At 71.4% G+C, this 23,078-nt stretch carries 25 protein-coding genes, 5 tRNA genes and 1 riboswitch; of the genes, 11 read left to right on the top strand and 19 right to left on the bottom strand.

From position 1 onward, the window contains the following. The coding region (locus tag ABZ192_RS34880) for a transposase (RefSeq protein WP_356928493.1) at positions 1-180 on the top strand (180 nt) is incomplete at its 5' end. A 55-nt stretch (positions 181-235) separates the two neighbouring features. On the opposite strand, the gene ABZ192_RS34885 is transcribed toward ABZ192_RS34880, so the two are convergent. The 4 genes from ABZ192_RS34885 to ABZ192_RS34900 form a co-directional block, all read right to left on the bottom strand. Beyond that, positions 236-1,180, bottom strand: a complete 945-nt coding sequence (locus ABZ192_RS34885; protein ID WP_356928494.1) for an aldo/keto reductase — start codon at positions 1,178-1,180, stop codon at positions 236-238. Between the two features lie 160 nt (positions 1,181-1,340). After that, positions 1,341-2,372, bottom strand: coding sequence for a M23 family metallopeptidase (locus ABZ192_RS34890; protein WP_356928495.1), 1,032 nt, complete (start codon positions 2,370-2,372; stop codon positions 1,341-1,343). A gap of 11 nt (positions 2,373-2,383) precedes the next feature. Continuing rightward, positions 2,384-2,540, bottom strand: a riboswitch (cyclic di-AMP (ydaO/yuaA leader). Positions 2,541-2,840: 300 nt separating this feature from the next. After that, positions 2,841-2,914 (bottom strand) — tRNA-Met (locus ABZ192_RS34895). A 54-nt stretch (positions 2,915-2,968) separates the two neighbouring features. Continuing rightward, a complete protein-coding gene (locus ABZ192_RS34900; RefSeq protein WP_356928496.1) occupies positions 2,969-3,160 on the bottom strand; it encodes a hypothetical protein in 192 nt (63 codons plus the stop codon). Positions 3,161-3,604: 444 nt separating this feature from the next. Here ABZ192_RS34900 and ABZ192_RS34905 point away from each other — a divergent pair, with 444 nt between their 5' ends. Further along, positions 3,605-4,129: a hypothetical protein gene (locus ABZ192_RS34905; protein ID WP_356928497.1), complete on the top strand. Its 525-nt coding sequence runs from the start codon at positions 3,605-3,607 to the stop codon at positions 4,127-4,129. Between the two features lie 49 nt (positions 4,130-4,178). Here ABZ192_RS34905 and ABZ192_RS34910 read toward each other — a convergent pair whose 3' ends face one another. Further along, positions 4,179-5,339, bottom strand: coding sequence for a dihydrofolate reductase family protein (locus tag ABZ192_RS34910; RefSeq protein ID WP_356928498.1), 1,161 nt, complete (start codon positions 5,337-5,339; stop codon positions 4,179-4,181). 112 nt (positions 5,340-5,451) lie between these two features. On the opposite strand from ABZ192_RS34910, the gene ABZ192_RS34915 reads away from it, so the two are divergent. The 3 genes from ABZ192_RS34915 (at position 5,452) to ABZ192_RS34925 (ending at position 7,442) form a co-directional block, all read left to right on the top strand. Then, on the top strand, positions 5,452-5,967 hold the full coding sequence (locus ABZ192_RS34915) for a MarR family transcriptional regulator (RefSeq protein WP_356928499.1): 516 nt from the start codon (positions 5,452-5,454) through the stop codon (positions 5,965-5,967). A 152-nt stretch (positions 5,968-6,119) separates the two neighbouring features. After that, positions 6,120-6,761: a GTP cyclohydrolase II gene (gene ribA / locus ABZ192_RS34920; protein WP_356928500.1), complete on the top strand. Its 642-nt coding sequence runs from the start codon at positions 6,120-6,122 to the stop codon at positions 6,759-6,761. 117 nt (positions 6,762-6,878) lie between these two features. After that, positions 6,879-7,442, top strand: coding sequence for a MarR family transcriptional regulator (locus ABZ192_RS34925; protein ID WP_356928501.1), 564 nt, complete (start codon positions 6,879-6,881; stop codon positions 7,440-7,442). Positions 7,443-7,526: 84 nt separating this feature from the next. On the opposite strand, the gene ABZ192_RS34930 is transcribed toward ABZ192_RS34925, so the two are convergent. The 5 genes from ABZ192_RS34930 to ABZ192_RS34950 form a co-directional block, all read right to left on the bottom strand. After that, a complete protein-coding gene (locus tag ABZ192_RS34930; protein WP_356928502.1) occupies positions 7,527-8,591 on the bottom strand; it encodes an ATP-binding SpoIIE family protein phosphatase in 1,065 nt (354 codons plus the stop codon). Next, on the bottom strand, positions 8,591-9,034 hold the full coding sequence (locus ABZ192_RS34935) for an anti-sigma regulatory factor (protein WP_356928503.1): 444 nt from the start codon (positions 9,032-9,034) through the stop codon (positions 8,591-8,593). Before ABZ192_RS34935 ends, ABZ192_RS34930 begins: the two co-directional genes overlap by 1 nt. Next, the gene (locus tag ABZ192_RS34940; RefSeq protein WP_356928504.1) at positions 9,034-9,420 is read right to left on the bottom strand and encodes an STAS domain-containing protein; all 387 of its coding nucleotides are present in this window, start codon (positions 9,418-9,420) and stop codon (positions 9,034-9,036) included. Before ABZ192_RS34940 ends, ABZ192_RS34935 begins: the two co-directional genes overlap by 1 nt. 77 nt (positions 9,421-9,497) lie before the next feature. After that, complete coding sequence (locus ABZ192_RS34945; protein ID WP_356928505.1) at positions 9,498-10,397, bottom strand: STAS domain-containing protein; 900 nt, start codon at positions 10,395-10,397, stop codon at positions 9,498-9,500. Between the two features lie 115 nt (positions 10,398-10,512). Next, positions 10,513-11,727 carry a PP2C family protein-serine/threonine phosphatase gene (locus ABZ192_RS34950; RefSeq protein ID WP_356928506.1) on the bottom strand — a complete coding sequence of 405 codons (1,215 nt, stop codon included), beginning with the start codon at positions 11,725-11,727 and terminating at the stop codon, positions 10,513-10,515. A gap of 154 nt (positions 11,728-11,881) precedes the next feature. Between ABZ192_RS34950 and ABZ192_RS34955 the strand changes: the two genes are divergently transcribed. Together ABZ192_RS34955 and ABZ192_RS34960 are read left to right on the top strand one after the other, a co-directional pair. Continuing rightward, complete coding sequence (locus ABZ192_RS34955) at positions 11,882-12,376, top strand: MarR family transcriptional regulator (protein WP_356928507.1); 495 nt, start codon at positions 11,882-11,884, stop codon at positions 12,374-12,376. A 329-nt stretch (positions 12,377-12,705) separates the two neighbouring features. After that, positions 12,706-13,566, top strand: coding sequence for an RNA polymerase sigma factor SigF (locus tag ABZ192_RS34960; RefSeq protein WP_356928508.1), 861 nt, complete (start codon positions 12,706-12,708; stop codon positions 13,564-13,566). Between the two features lie 9 nt (positions 13,567-13,575). On the opposite strand, the gene ABZ192_RS34965 is transcribed toward ABZ192_RS34960, so the two are convergent. The 5 genes from ABZ192_RS34965 to ABZ192_RS34985 form a co-directional block, all read right to left on the bottom strand. Next, complete coding sequence (locus ABZ192_RS34965) at positions 13,576-14,034, bottom strand: MarR family winged helix-turn-helix transcriptional regulator (RefSeq protein ID WP_356928509.1); 459 nt, start codon at positions 14,032-14,034, stop codon at positions 13,576-13,578. Between the two features lie 167 nt (positions 14,035-14,201). Continuing rightward, positions 14,202-14,274 (bottom strand) — tRNA-Lys (locus ABZ192_RS34970). Between the two features lie 157 nt (positions 14,275-14,431). Then, positions 14,432-16,576 carry a DEAD/DEAH box helicase gene (locus ABZ192_RS34975; protein WP_356928510.1) on the bottom strand — a complete coding sequence of 715 codons (2,145 nt, stop codon included), beginning with the start codon at positions 16,574-16,576 and terminating at the stop codon, positions 14,432-14,434. 352 nt (positions 16,577-16,928) lie between these two features. Next, positions 16,929-17,468, bottom strand: a complete 540-nt coding sequence (locus ABZ192_RS34980) for a hypothetical protein (protein ID WP_356928511.1) — start codon at positions 17,466-17,468, stop codon at positions 16,929-16,931. An 87-nt stretch (positions 17,469-17,555) separates the two neighbouring features. Further along, positions 17,556-17,906 carry a metallopeptidase family protein gene (locus ABZ192_RS34985; RefSeq protein WP_356928512.1) on the bottom strand — a complete coding sequence of 117 codons (351 nt, stop codon included), beginning with the start codon at positions 17,904-17,906 and terminating at the stop codon, positions 17,556-17,558. A gap of 83 nt (positions 17,907-17,989) precedes the next feature. Between ABZ192_RS34985 and ABZ192_RS34990 the strand changes: the two genes are divergently transcribed. From ABZ192_RS34990 to ABZ192_RS35005, 4 genes are all read left to right on the top strand, one after another. Next, positions 17,990-19,564, top strand: coding sequence for a metallophosphoesterase (locus ABZ192_RS34990; protein ID WP_356928513.1), 1,575 nt, complete (start codon positions 17,990-17,992; stop codon positions 19,562-19,564). A gap of 79 nt (positions 19,565-19,643) precedes the next feature. Further along, positions 19,644-19,716, top strand: a tRNA-Glu gene (locus ABZ192_RS34995). 37 nt (positions 19,717-19,753) lie between these two features. After that, positions 19,754-19,828 (top strand) — tRNA-Asp (locus tag ABZ192_RS35000). A 24-nt stretch (positions 19,829-19,852) separates the two neighbouring features. Continuing rightward, positions 19,853-19,926, top strand: a tRNA-Phe gene (locus tag ABZ192_RS35005). 91 nt (positions 19,927-20,017) lie between these two features. Here ABZ192_RS35005 and ABZ192_RS35010 read toward each other — a convergent pair. From ABZ192_RS35010 to ABZ192_RS35025, 4 genes are all read right to left on the bottom strand, one after another. Continuing rightward, positions 20,018-21,220 (bottom strand): tyrosine-type recombinase/integrase, encoded by a 1,203-nt coding sequence (locus ABZ192_RS35010; protein ID WP_356928514.1) that lies wholly within the window; start codon positions 21,218-21,220, stop codon positions 20,018-20,020. Next, positions 21,220-21,417, bottom strand: coding sequence for a helix-turn-helix domain-containing protein (locus tag ABZ192_RS35015; RefSeq protein ID WP_262005986.1), 198 nt, complete (start codon positions 21,415-21,417; stop codon positions 21,220-21,222). The genes ABZ192_RS35010 and ABZ192_RS35015 overlap by 1 nt, the downstream gene beginning before the upstream one ends. A gap of 179 nt (positions 21,418-21,596) precedes the next feature. Beyond that, on the bottom strand, positions 21,597-22,742 hold the full coding sequence (locus ABZ192_RS35020) for a DUF3631 domain-containing protein (RefSeq protein WP_356928515.1): 1,146 nt from the start codon (positions 22,740-22,742) through the stop codon (positions 21,597-21,599). Then, on the bottom strand, positions 22,739-23,053 hold the full coding sequence (locus ABZ192_RS35025; protein WP_356928516.1) for a hypothetical protein: 315 nt from the start codon (positions 23,051-23,053) through the stop codon (positions 22,739-22,741). Before ABZ192_RS35025 ends, ABZ192_RS35020 begins: the two co-directional genes overlap by 4 nt. Positions 23,054-23,078 lie beyond the last annotated feature (25 nt).

Raw genomic sequence — 23,078 nt, forward strand, 5'->3', positions numbered from 1 at the left:
ATCCGGCGCGGCGAAAGCCTGTGCCGACTCGACCGGGCGGCCTACCGTCGCCGCAATGTCGTCGAACGCTGCTTCAACCGGCTCAAACACAACAACGCCCTGGCCACCCGCTACGACAAGCGCGCTCGTCACTACCAAGCCCTGGTCACCATCGCCCGTCTCAGGCTCTGGCTTCCCTGACATTGCGGACACGGCCTAGCCGACCCCCCCCCAATCGGCCACCAGTCGGAACCGCTCAGGCCGAAGCCTCCGTGAGCCGCCCGACCTCCGCCTCCGTCAGCGTCAGCTCCCCGACCCCGATCAGCGCGGGCAGCTGCTCCACCGTCCGCGCGGAGGCGATCGGCGCCACCACGGTCGGCTGGGCCGCGAGCCAGGCGAGGGCGACCGTGGCGACGGGGACGTCATGGGCCGCGGCGATCCCGTCAAGGGCGTCGAGGACCCGGCGGCCCCTCTCGGTCTGAAGGTGCTGGGCGGCACCGCTCGCCCGCGCGCTGTCGACGGTCGTACCGGGCCGGTACTTGCCGGTCAGGAAGCCCGACGCGAGCGCGTAGTACGGGACGGCCGCCAGGCCGGTCCGCGCGGCGAGGTGCTGGAGCTCGCCCTCGTAGGTGTCGCGGGAGACCAGGTTGTAGTGGGGCTGGAGGGCGACGTACCGGGCGAGCCCCTCGCGGTCGGAGAACTCGATGGAGGCCCGCAGCCGCTCCGCGGAGATGTTGGAGGCGGCGATGTGCCGCACCTTCCCGGCCGTCACGAGTTCGTCGAGCGCGCCGATGATCTCCTCCACCGGCACGTCGGGCTTGTCGTAGTGCGTGTAGTACAGGTCGATGTAGTCGGTGCCGAGGCGCCGCAGGGAGGCGTCGGCGGCGGCCTTGATGTTGGCGGCGGACAGGCCCTGGAACTCGGGGTGCTGGCTGACCTTCGTGGCGACGACGACGTCCGCGCGGTTGCCGCGCGACGCCAGCCACTTACCGAGGACGGTCTCGGACTCGCCGCCCTGGTTGCCGTCCACCCACGCCGAGTAGACGTCGGCGGAGTCGATGAAGTTGCCGCCGGCGGCGGTGTACGCGTCGAGGACGGCGAACGACTGGGCCTCGTCCGCGGTCCAGCCGAAGACGTTGCCGCCGAGGGCGAGCGGGAAGACCTCGAGGTCGGAGGAGCCGAGCTTGCGAAGAGACGTCATGCTCCGCGTCAACGGCCGTGCGGGAGAGGCTCATTCCACAGCGGACGCAAAACTCCCGTAAACGGCCCCGCACGAAACTTCCGCACGAGACCCCGCACGAAACCTCCGCACGAGACCCCGCGCGAAACCTTCCGCACGAGACCGCAAACGCCGCCGTCGCTCAGACGTTCAGGCCCTTGCCCCGCAGCCACGCAAGCGGGTCGATGCCGTTGCTGGACCCACCGGTGTGGACCTCGAGGTGCAGATGCGCCCCGGTGACGTTGCCCGTCGCGCCCACGCGGCCGATGACGTCGCCCGTGCTGACCTTCTGGCCGACGCTGACGCCGATGGACGACTGGTGCGCGTACCAGATCTCCGTGCCGTCATCGAGGGTCAGGACCGTCTTGTAGCCGTACGAGCCGTTCCAGCCCGCCTCGGTGATGGTGCCGCTGTGCACCGCCTTGATCGGCGTGCCCGTGGGCGCGGCGAAGTCGAGGCCGGTGTGGTAGCCGGAGGACCAGTAGGCGCCGGCCTGACCGAAGGTCGAGGTGATGGTGTACGCGGAGGTCGGCAGCGTGTACTGCTTGGCGAGGGCGGCGAGCCGCTCGGCCTCGGCCTTCTTCCGGGCCTCCTCCTCCGCCTTCTCCTTGGCTTCGGCGGCCTTGGCCTTGGCTTCCTTCTCGGCCTTGGCGGCGGCCTCCGCGGCCGCCTTGCGGGCGGCTTCGGCGGCGTCCTGCGCGGCCTTGGTCTCGATCTGCTCCTGCTGGTGCTCGACCTGCGCCATGATCCGGGCGCGCAGTGCCTCACCGGCGCCGGAGGTGCCCTGCTCGGTGTCGGCGGACGCCGTGGCGAGGTCGCTGAGCGGAGTGGCGGAGCCTTCGGGGGTGTCGTCGTCCGAGATGAGGGAACCCACCGAGGGAAGGTCCGGGACGGAGATCGACACCGGCGGCTTGCCGGTCTGGGCGCTGGCCATGCCGCCCGCACCCACGGCGGCTATGACGCCGACGCCGAGGACGGTGGAGCTGCGCGCGAGGCCTCCGCCGCGCTGCTTGGTGACGCGATGCCGGCCACGGATGGGGCGGATGGACTCCGCGGTGGGGTTCCATTCCTGGAACGGGCCCTCGTCGGTGTGGTGACCGCCGTAGCCGAAGGTTTCGGTGTCGCGCTGGTTCGGCGCGGACGGGGCCGCGGGGGCAGGCCGGTTTGACGCCACGTGGGCGTACTCCTTTCCTTCCTTCTCGCCTACCGGGTTAGCTGACGGGTTCGGAGCAGGAAGGTCTCCTACGCGCGTATACCGGCCGTGCTTCCACGGCGGCATCCGCTCGATTCACCCCAAGTGGTGGTTCCCCGGTTCCCTTTCAGGATTCGGCGCGTGCGCACGGAGCCGCCTTCTGTGACGGCTGGGACGACCGCGCTGCGTTATCGAACGTTAATAGACGCGCGGTGGGTATTCCAGCGATTCCGCTTGATCATTAACCTTTTTCACGCGGACCAACCTGCCACGACCAGTCCAAAACGGGCGAGTTGACCGCCACGCAAGTGACTCACGTGTTTTGACGGTGTGTCAGTTGTGATGCGGAGCGGCGTGCTTCATTCACCGACAGTAATGTCGGCGGTAAAGGGAGAACCCAGGAAAAACCGAGGGCCGGAACCCTTTCGGATTCCGGCCCTCGGCCTTCAGTAGCGGGGACAGGATTTGAACCTGCGACCTCTGGGTTATGAGCCCAGCGAGCTACCGAGCTGCTCCACCCCGCGTCGTTGTGACTCCAGTGTACGCCATCCGCGGGACCACTCGCGCACACCCGGTGCTCAGCGGCCCGGGTCGCCCGCGGGGGTGAGGGTCTCCCAGGCGGTGAACAGGTCGTCGGTGCCGGCGGGCCGGGTGCGCACGGCCAGTGCGTGCGCGGCCGGGACCGACCGGCCGAGGCGGCCCTCCAGGCGATGGAGGACGGCCTCCAGGTGCGGTCCGAGTCTCCCCTTGATCCGGCCGCCGCACAGCACCCGGGCACGGACTCGCCCCGTTGGCGACGGGCGTGCAGGGCGAGCGCGGCCGTCAGCCGGTCCTCGGCCTCGCCGTAGAGGTCGACGCCCTGGTGCCGGGCCGTCTCGGCGATGTGTGCGGTGGCGGCGAGCGCGACACCGACGTGCCGGAAGCTGCGGCAGGTCTCCTGGGCGACACCGTCCCGGTACGTGGCCTGCCCGGACCAGTACGCCGTCGTCCGCCGCGGCGTGGCGAGGCCGGAGCCGGGCACGGTGAGCGGAGCGGGGCCGTCCTTCTCCAGGTAGAAGTAGGCGGGCACGCGTTCCCGGAAGCGCTCCAGGGCGTGACCGAAGGCCCGGTGGTCGTCGAGGAAGACGGCGATGGCGATGACCGCGTCGGTCGCCACCAGGTCCCAGCTCCCGGTGAAATCCGGGTCGGTGACGGCGACTTCGGGGAGACGGGCCGTGCGCAGCATGCGCTCGAAGCGCCGCACGCGCTCGGCGGGCCAGCCGGCACCCGGGGTGTGCCGCACGATCTCCGCGGCCCTGGCCCAGACCGACCCCGCCCGTGACGGTGAAGAGGGCCTGGGTGTAGGCGGCCAGTGCGTCCGCGCGTTCCCCGGCGCAGCCCCGGCCCTCCAGGTCACCGGCCGGGCAGACGACGGTCCCGTACGGCTCGGCCCGGTACCGGTACGAGCCGTACCTGCTGTCCCGCATGTCGAGGTACGCCTTCAGCCAAGGCTGCTTCCCGGCGGTGACGTGCTCGCGTACGGCGTCCAACCGGGCCTTGGCGACGAGGACGCCGGGGTGGGTGAAGGGGGCGTCGGCGGGCAGGGCCGGGCCGTGGGCCGGAGTGTCCGCGTCGACCGCTCCGCACGAGGAGGCGAAGAGGGCGAGCGCGGTGAGCAGGAGCGCTGCCGTACGTCGTCTTCCCGCTGCCCGCATGGCCGCTGGCTCCGCGCTGTCGTACCGGCCCTGGAGGCAGCGTGACCCGCGGGGCGGCCGGGCCGCAGGATCTGTTGGGCCGATCGGCCCGCGCTCAGTGCGTCAGGTGGCGGTTCGGGGCCTTGGCGCGCTCCTCGTGCTCCGGGAGGACGAGGACTTCCACTCCCCCGGCCGCCAGCAGGCCGCTGCCGTCGGCGTCCGCCACGAAGGTGTCCGGCTCGCGCCAGGCCGTGACCACGCGTCGTACGCCCGCGTCGAGGATCAGCCGGGCGCAGGGTGCGGGGCGGGAGGCCCGGCGGGCGCAGGGCTCCAGGCTGCTGTAGACCGTCGCGCCGGCGAGCCTGGGATCGGCCGGGTCGAGCTTGGCCAGGGCCGCCTCCTCGGCGTGCACGAGCGGGTCGCCGCCCTCGCGGGAGTGGCCGCGGGCCAGCTCGGTGCCGTCGGCCGCGACGACCACCGCGCCGACGCTGAACGCCGTGTCCGACGGCGGGCACTGTGCGGCCAGTTCGCAGGCGAGGGCCAGCCAATGGTGGTCGGCGGCGACGGGCAGGGGGCCGGTGCCGGGGGCGGTCGGCTCGTAGCGCATGAGGACCACGTCCTCGATCCGCCGGGTCTCCAGCAGCCGGAGCCGGCCGGACTGGTAGCCGCCGGGCCCGAAGAGGCGGGGTGCCCCGGGGTCGCCGACGAAGAGCGGGGCGAGGACCAGCTGGAGTTCGTCGGCCAGGCCCTGGGTGAGGAGCTGGGTGTGGATCAGGCCGCCGCCCTCGACCATGAGGCGTCGTACGCCCCGGACGTCGTGCAGGTGGGTGAGGAGCCGCCGCCAGTCGAGGTCGGCGCCGAGGGGGACGACGTCGGTGGCGTCGGCGGCATCGGTGCCATCGGCCGTGGCGAGGCCGAGGGCACGGGCGCGTTCGGCGCCCTGGTCGGTGGTGTAGAGGACCTTCTGGCCGCCGGTGTGCCAGAACTGCGCCGCCGGGTCGAGGTCGCCGGAGCCGCTGACCGTGACCTTGAGGGGGTACTCCGGCAGACCGGCTGCCGTGCGGGCGGCCCGCCGCTCGGGTGAGTTGACCAGCAGGCGCGGGTTGTCGGCGCGGACGGTCCCGGCACCGATCAGGATCGCGTCGACGGACGCCCGGACCTCGTCGACCCGGTCGAAGTCGGCCGGGCTGGACAGGAGCAGGCGTTCGGGGCCGGTGTCGTCCAGGTAGCCGTCGAGGGAGACGGCGGCGGACAGCAGGACGTACGGGTGGGGCATCGACGCTCCCGGCTCGTGGAGACTCGTGGCGGACGGGTGAACGGCGGACTGGTGGGACGGCGGACCGACGGACGGCCTTGGTTCAAGTTTGAAACAAACCTACACTGGGTGCATGACGACTCGCTGGCTCACCCCCGAGGAGCAACGCGCCTGGCGCGCGTACATCGCCGCCTCCTTGCTCCTGGAGGACGCGATCGACCGGCAGCTCCAGCAGGACGCCGGCATGCCGCACCTGTACTACTCCATCCTGTCGGTCCTGTCGGAGTCCCCGGAACGGCGGCTGCGCATGACCGATCTCGCCGAGCGCCTGAAGATCACGCGCAGCCGGCTGACGTACGCGGTGACGCGGCTGGAGAAGGACGGCATGGTGCGGCGCGAGGCCTGCCGGTACGACAAGCGGGGCAGCATCGCGGCCCTGACGGACGACGGGTTCGCCGTACTGGACCGGGCGGCGCCCGGGCATGTCGAGACGGTACGGAGCTTCCTGTTCGACCGGCTCAGCAAGGAGCAGGTGGAGCAGCTGGAGGAGATCTCCACGGCGATCGCGCAGGGGCTCCAGGAGGACGGGACGCGGCCGGCGTCGGACGACGTGCCGTGGCGACGGAGGTCCTCCACGGCCTGTTCGTGACTCACCTCACAACACACCTCGGTCTCACCGCTTCTCATTGCTTCAAATTTAAAGCAAGGGTAGGGTTCCGGACGTGGATCTGCTTCAAATCTGAAGCAGACTGCAAGCCGACGGCTGTGCAGCCGAACAGGAACGGAACCCGGAGGCCCCGCATGCCCGACACCCCCGCTGTCCTCGCCACCCCGCGCTCCCGCGTCCGGGTCCCGCTGCGCTTCCACGACGGCTACGAGGTCGACGCCGAAGTCGTCACCTTCCACGGCCTGGCCGACGGCCAGGAGCACGTGGCCGTCGTCCTGGGCGAGCCCGGGCAGGTTCCGCTGGTGCGGCTGCACTCCGAGTGTCTGACCGGGGACGTGTTCGGCTCGGCCCGCTGCGACTGCGGCCCGCAGCTGCGCGAGGCCGTCGAGCGCATAGCCGAGCGCGGCGGCGTGCTCCTCTACCTCCGACAGGAGGGCCGGGGCATCGGCCTCTACAACAAGCTCGACGCGTACGCCCTCCAGGACGAGGGCCTCGACACCTACGAGGCGAACGCGGCCCTGGGGCTGCCGGAGGACGCCCGCGACTACACGGCGGCGGCCCAGATGCTCCGGGCCCTGGGCGTCGGTGAGCTGGACCTGCTCTCCAACAACCCCGACAAGGCCGCCCAGCTGCGCGATCTGGGCGTGGCAGTCCGCGACCGCGTCCCCACGGGCGTCTTCACCACCGCGCACAATGTCCGGTACCTGCGCGCGAAGGTCCTCCAGACCCAGCACACGCTGCCGCTCGCCGCGCTGACAGGGCTCAGCGCGGGCTGAGCCTCCAGGCCCGGCCGGGTGCGTGAACGGGGCGGCTTGCCCCTTGGCTCATCGGGTACAGCCTTTGAAAGAGGGCGACCTCTGCAGTACCCGGAGCTTATGGAAAGTGACCGTTTCGTGACCGATCTCGACGGCCCCGGCGATCCCCGGGCGAGGAGACGGGGCGATGGCCCGGAGGCCGTGGCGGCGCAGATCGCCGAGGCCGTGGAGAGCCTGACGGCTCTGTGGTCGGTCGCCGCGCAGGACGCCTCCCTGCGGCTGTCCCTGCACCAGCTGCGGGCACTGCGCACCCTGGAGGCGGCGCCCGGCCTGAACCTGACGGCCCTGGCGGACCGGCTCGACATCGGCCTCCCCACGGCCAGCCGCCTGTGCGACCGCCTGGCGGCGGCCGGCCTCCTGGAACGCGCCCCGCACCCGGACACCCGACGCGAGGTGCAACTGTGGCTCACCACGCACGGGCGGCACGTCCTGGGCGACGTCGCCGGCCGCCGGGCACGGGCCCTGACCACGGCGCTGGCGGCGATGGAACCGGCGGAACGGGTGGCGCTGAGCAGGGGGTTGCGGGGGTTTCTGGCGGCACGGCGCGCGGAGATCCCGCGCGTCGACGGGGCCGAGCGGGACGCCGGGCCTGACGCGGCTGGCCCTCCTCCCCGGACCGACCCCCCGCCCGGCGAGCCGTAAAGCCGTAGCGCCCATAGCGCCGTATTCAGGACGCCGTAGCGCCGTCAGGGGCAGATCCGCCCCTCGACCCCGCAGGTCCGCCCCTCAACCCCCCGAGCCCTGACGGCTCCCGCCGCCCCCGCCCAGCACCGCCACACACGTGTCGTCCCGCACCGGGCGGGCCGCGCTGCCCGCGTCGCGGAGGACCACCGCGGCCACCACCGCCGGGTCACACCCGAGGAGCACGGTGTCGTCGGGGGGCGTCCAGCGGCCGGGCAGGCCGTCGCTGTGCAGGACGAGCAGGCTGTCGTCCCGCCACGGCTCCCGCTGCACGGACACGGACGCCGGGGCCTGCGCGCCCACGATGCCGGGCTGGGACAGCATCGCCCTCCAGCTGCCGTCGGTGCGCAGCCGGGCGCCGACGTTGCCGATCCCGGCGAAGTGCAACTGCCCTGACCCGAGATCCAGTTGGGCCACGGCGACGGCCGCGCCCCGGGTGCGGCGCAGGGACCGGCCCAGATGCCGCAGCATCTCGGCGGGCGGCCGGTCGGCCACGTCGCGCAGCGCGTCCACGGCGACGCCCGACGCCTCCGCCGCCTTGGGTCCGTGACCGAGCCCGTCGGCGAGCAGGAGGGTCAGACGGTCACCGGTGCAGACCCGGCTCCAGGCGTCACCGGAATACTCGGCCCGGCCGAGGGGGACGTTGACGCCACCGGCGCGCGGACTCCGCGGGGCCGTCCGGTACCGGCCGACGGGGGGTTCGTGGTCGATACGGGCCATGGCCACGGTGCCCCGGCCGGGTGCGCTGTGCAGGTCGAAGTCGTTCGCTATGCGCCGACACGTGCCGAGGCCGGCGCCCAGGGAAGCCGCGGTCGTGTAGCCGTCGCGCATCGCCGCCGCGACGTCCGGTATGCCCGGACCGTGGTCGAGCGCGACGAGCTGCACGGACGGGCGCCGGCCGTCGGCGGGTGGGCTCTCGACGAGGTTGATGAGGACGTACCCGCCGTCCGCGTGCCGCACCAGGTTGGTCGCCAGCTCCGTCGCCACCAGCGCGGCGGTCGCGATGCGGTGCGGGCCGAGCCCGGCGCACGCGCCGGCCTCCTCGGCCGCGACCCGGACGTCCCGCACCCGGGTCGAGTCGTCGACCGGGACGTCCCACACCCTGCTCATCACGACCCCGGCCGGGCCGACGGCACGACCGTGGCCCAGGCGGTGACGGTGACGGTGGTCCCCTCACCGGGGCGGCTGTCCACCTCGAACTCCTGGACCAGCCGCTTGGCCCCGCTCAGGCCGAGTCCGAGCCCGCCGCCGCTGGTGTAGCCGTCGGTCATCGCCCGGTCCAGGTCACGGATGCCGGGTCCGTGGTCGACGAAGGCCAGCCGCAGGCCGGGTGACGGCCCGGTCTCCAGCGGGGTGATCTCCACATGGCCGCCCCCGCCGTGGACGAGGGTGTTGCGGGCCAGCTCACTGGCCGCGGTGACGAGCTTGGTCTGCTGCACCAGTCCGAAACCGAGCTCGGCGGCGGCCTGCCGGACCTGCTGCCGTACCCAGGCCAGGTCGGCGTCCGAGCCGATCGGCAGGCTGGCCGGGGCGGCATGGCGGGAGGCCCGCATCACGGACTCCCCTCGCCCTGCCGCTCACCCGCGGTGAGCAGCTCCATCGCGCGTTCGACGTCCAGGGCCGTCCGCAGTCCGGGCAGGGTGAGCCCCAGCTCGACCAGGGTGATCGCCACTGCGGGACGCATCCCGGCCAGCACCGTACGGGCGGCCAGCAGTCCGGCTCCGGCGGCGATCTCGGCGAGGACCCGCCCCAGGAAGGAGTCGACGATGTCCACGCCGGAGATGTCGATGACCACGCCGGTCACCCGGGTGTGCGCGATGCGGTCGGTGATGTCCTGCTGGAGCTGTTCGGCCATCCCGTCGTGCAGCTCGCCCTGGAGGGTGACCAGCAGGATGTCACCCAGCCGGAGGACCGGAACCGTGAAGCCGTGCCCGCCCATGGGCCCGGCGACCGAGGACCCGGCGACCGGGGACCCTGATCCCGCGGGCCCGTTCCCCGAGGGCCCGTTCGGGCCGGTCATCGCGTGCCCGCGGCGGCCGGCCGGAGCGGCGCGATCTCGACGCCCTGCCGGCTGAGCGCGTAGGCCAGGGCGTCCGCCAGGCTCGCGCGGGTGAGCACCGTACCGAGGTCGATGCCCAGCTGGACGATGGTCTGCGCGATCGCGGGCCGGATACCGGAGACGATGCACTCGGCGCCCATCAGCCGCGCCGCGGCCACCGTCTTCATCAGATGCTGGGCGACCAGCGAGTCGACCGTGGGCACGCCGGTGATGTCGAGGATGGCGAACCGGGCGCGCTCGGCGACGATCGCGTCCAGCAGGCTCTCCATGACCACCTGGCTGCGCGCGCTGTCCAGCGTGCCGATCAGGGGTACGGCGACGGTGCTCTCCCAGAGTTTGATCACCGGGGTGGCCACTTCGTGCAGTTGCTCGCGCTGCCGTGCGATCACCTCCTCCCCCGCGCTGACCGTCGTCTCCAGTACGACCAGACGCAGCGTGCCCATCAGCACGGTGAGGGCCAGCACGCACTCCTGGGCCTCGGGTGCGTGCGGGTCGGGGAACTCGGCGCGCAGCAGCTCGGTCACCGGTTCGCGCAGGGCGGCCACCTCGTCGGCGAGCGCGTCCGTGTCGATGCCCATGCGGGCGCGGGAGGCCGCCATCCGCCCCAACTGGTCACGCACCGCCGCGAATCCCGAGGCCCGGAGGTCGTCCAGCCGCCCGGTGGCGGCCACCGCGGCCAGCGCAGCCGCCACGGACCTGCCCGCCTCCACCGCCTCGTCGCGGGACACGGTGAAGACCGTGCGGAACAGCGCGGCGTCCGCCCACCGTTGGGCGATCTGCTCCCGACGCCGTTCGAGGAAGGCACTCACCTGCTGTGCGGGCGGCTCTTGTTCCGTGTTCTCTTCCGATACCGACACCGACACTTGCATCGCTCCCTTGCACGGGCCGGACCGAGGTCGCGCTGCGGCACCTCGCCATTACTTGCCGTATGACAAACATTAGGGCCGACGTACGGCTCCGCCAAACAGCCGCTCACACACATCTCCTGGCCTCCGCTTTCCCCGGTCCGTTCCGCCCACGCCAGTCCAGGCACACCACCAGGGCGTCGTCGTCCGGGACGGACCTGCCGCGGTGGCCGGACAGTTCGCGCAGGACGGCCCGGGGCACCTCGGCGGCCGGGAGCAGCCGGGTCGACTGGATCGCCCGGGCCAGGGCCGCGTCCCCGTACGCCTCACCACCCGGGGAGGCGACGTCGTACACCCCGTCGCTGACGAAGACCAGCCGGTCGCCGGGCTCGACCGTGAACTCCTGGGCGACGTAGTCGGTCTCCTCGAACATGCCGAGCGGCAGCTGGGCGTCGAAGGGCACCCGCTCCACCGCGCCCCGGCGCAGCCGCAGCAGCCGCGGGGAACCGGCGTCCACCGCCCGGACCCGCCCGGTGGCCAGCTCGATGTCCAGCATGAGCACGGACAGGTAGCAGCGGCCCCGGTAGTGGGCGTACACCGCCTGGTCGGCCAGGGCCGCCTGGTCGGCGAGCGGGAGACCGGCCCGGCGCGCGTTGCGCAGGGCGTTGATCGCCAGGTTCGTCAGCAGGGAGGCCTCTATGCCCTCGCCCATGCCGTTGGTGACGTAGAGACTGAGCCGGTCGGCCGTGGCGGACCAGTCGAAGTTGTCGCCGAAGACCGCGTACGCCGGTTCCAGCTGGGCGCCCAGCTCGTACTCGGGGCGGACGCAGGAGCGGCCCGGCAGCAACTGCCACTGCATCTCGGCGGCCAGCGTGAGCCGGTCCCTGCGGCGTGCCTGGAGGTACAGGTCGGTGTCCCGCTCGGCCACGACGATCTCGTGCCCGAGCACCTCGGCGATCTCGGCCAGTTCGCCGATGCGGCCGTCGGCGTGCTCGCCGCCCGGCAGGGTCACCGTCAGCACGCCGAGGCGGTCACCGCGCACGGTGACCGGCAGATGCACGCGTACCCCGTCGGGCGAGTCACCCGAGAGGGTTTCCACGTACGGCTCCTGCGCGCCGAAGGCCCGGCCCGCCGGGCTGTTGGCGACGGACACCGGCTGCAGGGTGTGCGGCAGCACGGACACCGGCTGAAGCACCGTCAGTCCGTAGTCGGCCAGGTACAGCTCGACGGAGTCCGCCGCGTACTGATCGGTCAGTACACGACGGACCGCGTCCAGCAGTTGATGGGGCGCCGCCGTGCGCAGGGCGCGCTCGGCGGCGACGAGTCTGTTCACGATCGTCATCACGATGGTCGAAGCCCAATCCTTGATCCTCGTCGGACATCACTCCGGACAGCTCCGGGGTCCTCGGACACGGCCCTCGGTCCGGGGGGCCGGTGACGGCCCTGGGCCGCGGCACGCCTAGTACGCTGACGGCCATCCCGGTGCCTGCGAGAGTGTGACTGTGACTTCCCTCCGACCCCGCCCTGAGCCAGCAGAGGTCGCACGTGTGACCTCCACGGCCGCGGAGTTGCTGGAAGTCCTCTGGGGCCGGGCCTCCACGGCACCCGCCTCGGCGTCCCAGCTGCGCGTGCTGCTCATCCTGGAGCACCACGAAGGCATCAACCTGCGCACCCTCGCCGACTCCCTCGCCTCCACCCCGCCCTCCACCAGCCGGCTGTGCGACCGGCTCCAGGCGGCCGGGTTCGTCGAACGCGTGGTGAGCGCGGCGGACCGGCGCGAGGTACAGCTGCACCTCAGCGGGCGGGGCCGCGCCTTCCTGGCCGACCTGCGCGTCCGCCGGGAGCAGACGCTGCGCGCGGTGCTCGACCAGATGCCCGCCGCCAAGCGGGTCGCGCTGCTGCAAGGGCTGGAGGCGTTCTGCGACGCGGCCGCGGCCCAGATACACGACGACACCGACGACTCCGCCGCGTCCGGTACCCGCACTGCCTGAACCGCCCGTCGTGGCACCGGGACGAACATTCCGGATCCTCCCCCGCGCCCACACGTCACGGCTAGATTGTTGTCCCATGACTATAGTTGTCAAACGACAACTGTCCGCCCCACGTGTCCCGTCGCCAACTCCTCCGTGCCGCACCGCCCCGCCCTCCTGCCCGTACCGTGAGCCGACCGTGCGGGTACCCCGTCACCGCCCCGACCTGCACCGACTGTGGTCAACGTCTCGGCGGGCAGAACACGGGGCATGAGCGGGGCGTCGGCGGGTAGCGGCCTGGAGGTGGCCTGACGGGGGACGAGAGCGGGCCGGACGACGAGGGAGGGCCCGTGACGGCGACGACGCGCATCGGCACGACGACGGATTCCGGCACCGACACCGGTGAGGAACTGCCGCAGATCGCCGAGCCCCAGAAGCTCGCACCGCAGGACGCGCGCGAGCTGACCGGGCAGTTCCTCGAGCGGCTCGCCGTGCTGGAGGAGGGCACCCCCGAATACCAGTACGCGCGCAACACGCTCATCGAGATGAACATGTCGCTGGTGCGGTTCGCGGCCCGCCGGTTCCGAGCGAGCGGCCAGTCCATGGAGGACGTCGTCCAGGTCGGCGTCATCGGGCTGATCAAGGCCATCGACCGGTTCGAGGTCTCCCGCGAGGTGCAGTTCACCAGCTTCGCGGTGCCGTACATCATCGGCGAGATCAAGCGGTTCTTCCGCGACACGTCCTGGGCCGTGCACGTGCCGCGCCGCCTTCAGGAAGCCCGTACGGAGCTCGCCAAGGCCACCGAGGAACTGGCCTCCCGCCTCGGCCGCGCGCCCAAGGTCGCGGAGCTGGCGGCGCTGATGAACCTCTCGGAGGAGGAGGTCGTCGAGGCCCAGGTCGCGGCGAACGGCTACCTCTCCTCGTCCCTGGACGCCGCGGTCACCGGCGACTCGGAGGACAGCGACAGCACGCTCTCCGAGTTCATCGGCGAGGAGGACCCGGCCCTCGAACTCGTCGAGGACTTCCACGCGCTGGCCCCCCTGGTCGCCGAACTCGACGAGCGCCAGCGCCTCATCCTCCACCTCCGCTTCGTCGAGGAACTCACCCAGGCGGACATCGGCAAGCGCCTCGGCATCTCCCAGATGCACGTCTCCCGCCTGATCTCCCGGACGGTGGCCCGCCTGCGCTCGGGGATGCTGGCGACGGGCTAGCGGACGCCCTCAGTGGTGCCAGGCGCGGCCGCCCGTGTTGTGGATGAACCGCTGCAGCACCTTGAGGGTCGTCAGGTACTCCTCGTCGGAGATGCCCGCGTGCCGTTCCGCCCACAGCTCGTCCTGGAGTGCCGCGGCCTTGTCGTAGAACGCCCTGCCCTCCTCCGTGAGGGCCAGGCGCCCCTCGGAGTCCTCGGTGATCCAGCCCTGGGCGATCATGGCGTCGATCTCCCGCTCCATGGATTCCGAGCCCGTGTCGAGGTAGTTCTCGAGGAGACGGGACACCTCGTGCCGGGTTTTGGCACGGTCGGCTCGTGCGACCTGGGCGAGGACCCACCACTGCGGCTGCGTGGTGCCGATCCCCGCGAGGGCGGCCCGGGTGCGGCTGACGACAGCCTTGTGGGCGGCCCAGCTCCAGTAGCCGATGGGCTGCTGGATCAGTTCGGCATCGCTGTGTGAGTACTCCACGGCAGGTCCTCCCGCTTGGTCTGGGCTACCTCGACCCGACCGACCGTAGAAACTCAACCTCGCTTGAGGTCAAGGACCTTCGGGAAACACAACGGCGCCCGAGCCGGCCGAAGCCGACCCGGGCGCCGCGTTGCAGGCCGGGGGATGTTTCCCCCGCCCGCCTTCGGTAGGCCCTGTGGGACTCGAACCCACAACCAATGGATTAAAAGTCCACTGCTCTGCCAATTGAGCTAAGGGCCCAGGCGATGTCGCCCCCACGAGCATAGCCGGACGAGGCCGAGTCTCCGATCGGGTATCGGTGACCCGGCCGTGCCGGAGGTGTGAAAACCCTGCCGGAACGGCGGAGCGCCGTGGCCCCCGCGGGAGCGGGGACCACGGCGCTCGTCACGCCGGTGCGTCAGCCGTTGCGCTTCCAGCGCGGCTTGTCCTCGCGGCGCTGGAAGGAAGCACCGCCACGGTGGTCGTCACGACGACCCTGCGGGCGGTCGTGCCCGGGACGGTCGTGCCCACCGGAACGGAAGCCCGGACGGTCGTCCCGGCGGTCGCGGTTGAAGGGACGGTCGCTGCCTCGGTGCCCCGTGCGCTCGTCCCGGCGGAAGCCTCCGCGGTCGTCACGACGCTCGAACGGACGGCTCCCGCCGCGGTCGTCACGACGCTCGAACGGACGGCTGCCGCCACGGTCGTCGCGACGCTCGAAGGAACGGCTGGCGCCACGGTCGTCGCGACGCTCGAAGGAGCGACCACCCCGGTCGTCACGACGGAAGCCGCCGCGCTCACCACGGTCGCCCCGGTCGTCCCGGCGGAAACCGCCACGGTCACGGTCGCGGTCGAAGGAACGACCACCACGGTCGCGGTCCCTGTCCCGGTCACGGTTGAACCCGCCGCGGTCGTCACGACGCTCGAACGAACGGCTGCCGCCACGGTCGTCACGACGGTCGGAGGAGCGGCCACCGCGGTCGCGGTCGAAGGACCGGTCCCGGTCGGCGTACCGGTCACGCCCGGCCCCGCCGCGCTCCTCGCGCCGCTCCCGACGCTCGTACGGCGCGGAGGAAGCCTCGGCGCGCTCCACGTCCTGCGCGGTCCGCTGCTCCGGCACCGACAGCTCGACGCCGGCCGGAATCTCCGCGGACTCCTCGGACACCGCCGCCTGCGGCTCCTCGCCGCGCTCCCGCGCGACCCGCGCGAGCAGCCGGTCGGCCTCCTCGCGCAGCTCGTTCGCACGCCGCTGCGCCCGCTCCAGCTCCTTGGTGAGCTGGGCGACCTCACGCTCGGCCTGCTGCGCGGCGTTGCCCACCGACTCGGCCTGGACCTCGGTCATCGACCGGGCGCCGGTGATCTCGGCGACCTCCGGGTCGAAGGCGCCGGCGCCCTGGATGATGTGGCGCGTGGCGTCGACGCCCGCGTCCTCCATCAGCCGGAAGATCTGACGCCGCTGGTGCGGCAGGGAGAGCGACACGACCGTGCCCGTGCGGCCGGCACGCGCCGTACGGCCGGCGCGGTGCAGGTAGTCCTTGTGGTCGCCGGCCGGGTCCACGTTCAGCACCAGGTCGATGCCGTCGACGTGGATGCCGCGCGCCGCGACGTCGGTGGCGACGAGCACGTTGACGTACCCGTCCTTGAAGTCGGCCAGAGTCCGCGTCCGCGCACCCTGCGTCATGCCGCCGTGGAGCGCGTCGGCCTTCACACCGGAGTCGCGCAGCTGCTCGGCCACGCGGTCGGCGCCCAGCTGGGTCCGGACGAAGATGATCGTGCGGCCCTTGCGGGAGGCGATGGCCGCGGTGACCGGCGCCTTGTCCTTGGGCTTCACGATGAGGATGTGGTGCGACATGGTCGTCACGGCGCCCTGGGCGGCGTCGACCTCGTGGCTGACCGGGTTGTTCAGGTACCGGTCGACGAGGGTCTTGATCTCGTTCTCCATGGTCGCGGAGAACAGCATCCGCTGACCGCCCGCGGGGACCTGGTCCAGCAGCTCCGTCACCTCGGGCATGAAGCCCAGGTCGGACATCTGGTCGGCCTCGTCGAGAACGGCGATCTGCACGTTCTCCAGCGAGCAGGCGCCGCGGTTGATGATGTCGCGCAGCCGGCCAGGCGTGGCGACCAGGACGTCGACGCCCCGCTCCAGGGCGTAGATCTGGTTGCCCATGGACGTGCCGCCGCAGACGACCTTCATCTTGAGGCCGAGGACGTCGCCGTAGGGCTGGAGCGCGTCGGCCACCTGCATGGCGAGCTCACGTGTCGGCGTGAGGATGACGGCGCGCGGCTTGTGCTTCTCGGTGCGGCCGCCGGCCAGCGTGGCCAGGGCGGGCAGACCGAAGGAGAGGGTCTTGCCGGAGCCGGTGCGGCCCCGGCCGAGGATGTCCTTGCCGAGCAGGGCGTCCGGGATGGTCGCGGCCTGGATCGGGAAGGGGGTGGTCACGCCGTTCTGCGCGAGCTTGCGGACGACGCCTTCGGGGAGACCGAGGTCGGCGAAAGTGGCCTCGGGGGCGTCCTCGGCTGCCTCGTTCTCGGGCACGACGACGTGATCAGTACTGGCGATGGACATGCGAATGCGAAACCTTCCGGAGTCTCGTCGGCACGCGCCCGTCAACTCCGTGATTCGCGATTCGCAATACGACCGCCTCAATGCGGTCCACCACGGCAAGGGAGAGAGTACGCGCCACACGGCGCGCTCTGCAGTGGCGCCGGGCAAGATGGGATCAAACGATCTGCCACCATACGCACTCCGGGCCCCTCAAGGCAAACCGGACTCCGCAGGAGACAGGTGGGACGCCCTCCGCCGGCCAGTGGCCCGGAGAACCTCCCGTGGTCTGCCAACCGGCCGCCCCCCGGAATTGTTCCCGCCCCGGATTTTTCCCGCCCCGAATTTTTCCGTCCGACGGCACAGGCCGGCAGGGCTACGCCGGCGACCCCGCCTCCGGTGCCGGCTCCCGCTGCGCCAGCTGCGGCCCCGGCGGTTCGTGCGCCGACGACGACGGCTCCGGTTTGTCCGACGGCTCCGGCGACGTCGTCACCTCGGTCGGCGTCGGCGTGGGCTCGGGTTCGGCCGTCCGGGTGGGCGTCGGCTGAGCCGGTGGCTTCGGCGTGGGCTTGACCGGCTTCCCCGGCTTGTCGCGCCCGGGCGCGGACGCGCTCACCACGGCGGACGGCGACACGCCCGGAGACGCCTGCTCCCCCGCCCCGCCGTCCTTGCCCTTCTTCCCCTTCTTGCCCTTGCCGTGCCCGCGCTCGCCGTCGGCCGCCGCCGCACCGGCCCCGGTACCGCCGCCCGCCGCCGCGGACCCGCCGTCGGGCGCCTCCCCGCCGTGCCGCCCGGCGGAGTGCGACGGCCTGGCGCTCCCTCCCGCGTCGTCGTCGCCGACGCTCATACAGCCGGCGGCAGCGGCGACGGCCACGACCGTGGCGGCAAGGCGGACGGGAACGTACAAGGGGCGCACGGGGCCACCTCCGGGAAGGGTGAGGGAGTCAACACCTCCAACTCCCGCCGCCCACAAGAGGACACGCGCCCCGTATTCACAACCCGCTCAGCCGTAGCCCAGGGCGTGAAGGCGCGCGTCGTCGATGCCGAAGTGGTGCGCGATCTCGTGCACCACTGTGATCTCCGTCTCGGCGACGACGTCCTCCCGCGACTCGCACATCCGCAGCGTCGGATTCCGGTAGACGGTGATCCGGTCCGGCAGCACACCGGCGTACCACTCGCCCCGGTCGGTCAGCGGAGTCCCCTCGTACAGCCCGAGCAGCTCGGGATCGTCCGAGGGCGGATCGTCCTCGACGAACACCGCGACGTTGTCCATCAGTCGCGTCAACTCCGGCGGGATCCGGTCGAGCGCCTCGGCGACCAGCTCCTCGAACTCCTCGCGCGTCATCTCCAGCACAGGCCCATTGTCGGCCACGACCGGGCGGTACGAGAGCCTTCCGGCGTCGCATATCCGGCCCGGGACTTGGGCATACGGGACCAATGGCCCGCGTCCCCGCCGCAGTCCTGAGCGTCCTGAACCCGATCCTCAAGGCCCCGCGCACCCTCACCCGCCGCTACCGCTCCCGGCAGGCCCCGGCCACGATCGAACTCGTGCCGCAGCCGCACCCGTGGACCCGTGCGGTGGGACTCGTGGCCGTCGTCCTCCTCGGCGCCTGGCTGGGCCTGCTCGTCGTGGGCAATGTCCGGGTCCCGGTCGGCCCCATGAACACCACCATGACGCTGCGGCCCTCCTTCACCGGCGGCACAAAGATCAACATCTCGCCCCTGGGCGCCCTCCAGCTGGACAGCCACATCGCCCCCGTCCGCCTGGACGTGAACGTCGACCAGCTCGACCCGGAGCGCTCCCAGGCCCTGGTCGACCACCCCGAGCGGCTCTCCGGCCTCCAGGACGAGGTCACCGAGGACGTGGGACGCGGCACCCTCGACCTGGCCGTCCGCTCGAGCGTCGCGGTCGTCGGCGGCGCCACCGCCCTCGGCCTCGCGGTCTACCGCCGCCCGCGCCGCGCCCTGGCGGCCGGCGGCCTCGCGCTCGCCCTCCTCGCCGCCTCGGGCGGCACGGCGTACGCCACCTGGCGCCCCGACTCCGTCCTGGAACCCAAGTTCTCCGGGCTGCTCACCTCGGCCCCCTCCCTGGTCGGCAACGCGCGCAACATCGTCACCGAATTCGACGTCTACCAGAAGGAATTGGCCCGTCTGGTCACCAACGTGACCAAGCTCTACGACGCCACCTCGACCCTTCCGGCCTACGCGCCCGACCCCTCGACCATCCGGGTCCTGCACGTCTCCGACATCCACCTGAACCCGGCGAGCTGGAAGATCATCGCCTCGCTGGTGGAGCAGTACAAGGTGGACGTGATCGTCGACTCGGGCGACACGATGGACCACGGCACGGCCGCCGAGAACGGCTTCCTGGACCCCATCGAGGACCTCGGCGCGCCCTACGTCTGGGTCCGCGGAAACCACGACTCGATGATCACGCAGCGCTATCTGGAGGGCCTGAAGAACGTCCACGTCCTGGACGACGGCCGCGCGAAGACGATCAAGGGCCTGCGCTTCGCGGGCATCGGCGATCCCCAGTTCACCCCGGACCGCTCGAAGCAGCCCGGCAACGAGCAGTCCCAGGAGCTGGCGGGCGCCCGCCTGGCCACGGCCCTGCGCGACCAGCGCACGGCCGGCAGCCCGGTGGACATCGCCATCGCCCATGAGCCGTCGGCGGCCCGCGAGGTCGACGGCGAGGTGCCGCTGGTGCTGGCCGGCCACGTCCACCACGACGAGATGGAAGTCCTGAAGTACGGCACCCGGCTCCGTATCGAGGGCTCCACGGGCGGCAGCGGCCTGCGCGCCATCGAGGGCAAGCACCCGGACCCCATCGAGGCGTCGATCCTGTACTTCGACCGGGACACCCGTCATCTCCAGGCCTGGGACGAGATCGAACTGGGCGGCCTCGGCCTCACGACGGCCGAGGTCAGCCGCCACCTCCCGGAGGAGAACCAGCCGGGCGCGAGCCCGTCCCCGAGCACCCCGTCGGAAGGCGCTCCCTCCGCCTCCCCCTAAACCGTTTTGGCGATAGCTCCGCCATCCCATATGCTTCTCACGTCCCCGACGCGCTGAGAAGCGCCCAGGCGGGCCGATAGCCCTCATCGTCTAGCGGCCTAGGACGCCGCCCTTTCAAGGCGGTAGCACGGGTTCGAATCCCGTTGGGGGCACGCACCACCCTGTGCGACACTGTCGTACGACACGCTTGGTCCTGTGGAGCAGTTTGGAGTGCTCGCCACCCTGTCAAGGTGGAGGCCGCGGGTTCAAATCCCGTCAGGACCGCTGAGGTTTCACGTGAAACCTCGTGGCTGGGTAGCTCAGTTGGTACGAGCGTCCGCCTGAAAAGCGGAAGGTCGCCGGTTCGACCCCGGCCCCAGCCACCGCCGCCCTCACCAGGGCTTGAGCCCCTCTCCGTCTCCATCGGGGAGGGGCTCTTTCGTGCCGTCTACGCCAACCGGTACGCCAACGCCCTCATGAGAGGGTGTCCCCGAGCTTCCGGAGTGCCTTCCGCTGTTCGTCCAGCGACGCGTGTGCGTAGACCTTCATGGTCACTCCGATGTCGCTGTGGCCAACGATCTGCCGAACGATGTGCGGCGGGACTCCAAGATCGAGCAGGAGTGAGACGGCGGAGTGCCGGAGGTCGTGAAACCGGATCTCCATACCGAGCCGCTTGCGGAGGGGGTACCAGCTCCGCCGGAGGTTGTCCGGCTCCAGCGGGGTGCCGATGCGGGACGTGAAGATCAGCCCGTTTTCCTTCCACTCCATGCCGACCGCCGCTCGTTCCTGTGCCTGTCGCTCGCGGTGCTCGGTGAGCGCCTTCACGACGACGGGCGGGAGCGGGACGGTACGGACTGACGCCAGGGTCTTGGGCTTGACCAGCTTCAGCTCACCGCCGACGCGCTGTAGCGCACGCTCCACGGTCAGCGTCTCGCGGTCCAGGTCCACCGCGTCCCAGCGCAGTCCGAGCAACTCACCGCGTCGCATCCCAAGGACCAAGGCGAGCACGTAGAGGGCGTGCAACCGGTCCTCAGCGGACTCGCGCAGCAGAAGCCGCGCGTCAGCGACACTGAGCCCCTTCCCGGTGTCGTAGGACGGCGTGGGGACCTGTACGAGTTGGGCGACGTTCCGCACGATCAGTTCTTCTCGTACGGCGTTCTGCAGCGCGTTGCGGAGTACCGCGTGGATGGACTGCACCATGCGGCGGGACAGCAGGGTCTTGCAGCACTCCCCTGCCGCGCAGCACTCCGGTTCGGACCGCTCCTTGTCCCAGCCGTGCTTGCAGCACTGGCACTCGGACGCGACCCGGGCGAGCCACGTCCGGACCTCTGCCGCACGGAGAGTGCGGATCTTCTTCCGGCCTAGCCCTGGCACCAGGTGGACGCGGGCCACGCTCTCGTAGCCCTGGTGGGTCTTGGGCCGACGGTGAACCTTGACCACGGCCGCGAGCCAGTAGGTCAGGTAGTCCTCCAGGTTCATGTTCGTGTCGGGCACCGGGATGCCCTGGTTCTCCTGCGCCTGGAGTTCGGTGATCTTTCCGCGAACCTCGTCACGGGTCTTGCCGTAGACCGAGACCCGCTTGCGGATGCCGCTGGTCGTGGTCACGTACACGCGACCGTGGAAGGTGCCGTCTTTGCGCTTGGTGATGCTGCCTTCGCCGTTGGCACGCTTCGCCATTAGGCGGCCTCCTCAAGTCGGTTCTTCATGTACGTGGCGAGCGCGTCCGCCGGGATACGGCGGGAGCGCCCCTCGGTGAAGCTCGGGAGCCGCTTGGTCCGGATCAGGTCGTAGACCTTGAAGCGGCTCATTCGGAGTGCGCTCATGACCTCGGGCACGGTCAGGGCCTGGTGACTTGTGGGCAAGGCGGAGCTCATGCGGTGACTCCTCGGGGACAGTCCTTCGGGGGCCTCTCTGAGGGCCGCTACTTCCGCTACCGCCGCTACCTCGCAGGTCAGGGGCCTGTGTGGGGTAGCGGGAAGGGGTAGCGGTAGCGGATGGGTAGCGGCGGGGTAGCGGCTCGCTGTGGTGCTTGCCGCTACCCCGTTAGTGCTGGTCAGGCGGCGTTTTCAGTGCCGGGTAGCGGAAGTAGCGGACTTTCCGGGGGTGGGGGGCAGTAGCGGGCCCAGGCGTCCCGGAGGTCGGCGGCGTAGTAGCCCTTGAGGACACTCCCGGCGGTCTTGATGTTGCGGGAGGTAATGGGCTCGTTGTCGGCCGTCATGTACTCCGCGAGCATCCGTGACAGCCGCCGGTTGTCGAGCGGCTTGCCGCCCAGGTCGGCCCAGGGGGCGTCGTCGAGGGCGTTGAGTCGGTCCAGGATGGCGACGGTGGGCAGGCGGTCGATGCCGACCATGACGTGATCGCGCAGGTCGGTCAGCAGCCGGACGCCCAGGCTGCCTTTGTCGTTGGCCTTGGACGCGGTGACCAGGGTCACGCATGCTTCGCGGGCCCGGGTGGGCCATTCGCCGCCGGCCGCGTCGGCGACGGCGAGCAGGGGTTCCCATACGTCCGCTGGGCGGTCGGTGACGCCGTCGGGCATGTCCGGCCAGGCGTCCACAACCTGTGCGCGAGCCTGCTCGGCCCACGCCGCGAGACGGTCACGCAACTTGTGTCCCTCGGCTTCGTGGATGCGGGCCCGGAAGGACTCGACGTGTTCGTTGCGGGCACGCCGTCGCATGCGGATGATGACCGATCGGGTCATGATCGTGTCCGGGAGGGAGCCCAGACCGGCGACCGCAACCCCGCAGTACGACGGGAAGGCCTGAACGGTCTGGTTGCCGCCGTCGCCGATGCACCGGTAGGTGACCCCGGAGCGGCGGTGACCTGCATTGAGGAATCCGCGCAGTTCCTCGTTGTCCCCCGCCTTGGGTCCGAAGATCGTATCGATCTCGTCGAACAGGATCGTCGGTCGGCCGTTGGGCCCGGACACAGCCCGGAACAGGGCGGCGGCGGAGGCGTTGACGGCCGTCATGGGCTGCGGAACGAGGGTTTCGACGATCTCCAGGGCCCGTGACTTGCCCGAGCCGGGCTCGGGGGAGAGGAACGCCAGGCGCGGGGTGGAGTCGAAGCAGTCGAGCAGGTGGGCGTGCGCGTCCCACAGGGCGACCGCGACGTACGCGGCATCGGTGGGGAAGACGTTGAAGCGGCGGTGGAAGGCTTCCACCTCGTCGAGCAGCGCGGCGCCGTCGATGGGGTCGGTCATGCGGCGGCCCTTCCTTCCTCGCGGTTCCGGAGCGGGCAGGTGTCGCGGTGGATGTCGTACTGGGTGAGCAGCGCGGCCACGGCGCGGGCGCCGGTGGCGTTGCCGGTCTGTCCGCATCGGCAGGCGTAGGCGGCGGTGGGGGTGTCGCCGTAGCGCTTGGACCAGCGGGCCCCGTCGTAGTGGTCGCGGTAGACCGGCGGGGCGTAGATGCGCAGGCCGGGCCGCTCCGGTGTGGGGTTGCCCGGGTCGGCGGTCTGCGGCTCAGGGCTTGTTCGGACGCCCTTGCGGGCGGCGTCTTTGGGCTCGCCCACGGCCGCCGTGTCCACAGGCTGTGGA

It is taken from the genome of Streptomyces sp. NPDC006235, assembly GCF_040613735.1.
In the GTDB taxonomy this organism is placed as follows: Bacteria; Actinomycetota; Actinomycetes; order Streptomycetales; family Streptomycetaceae; genus Streptomyces.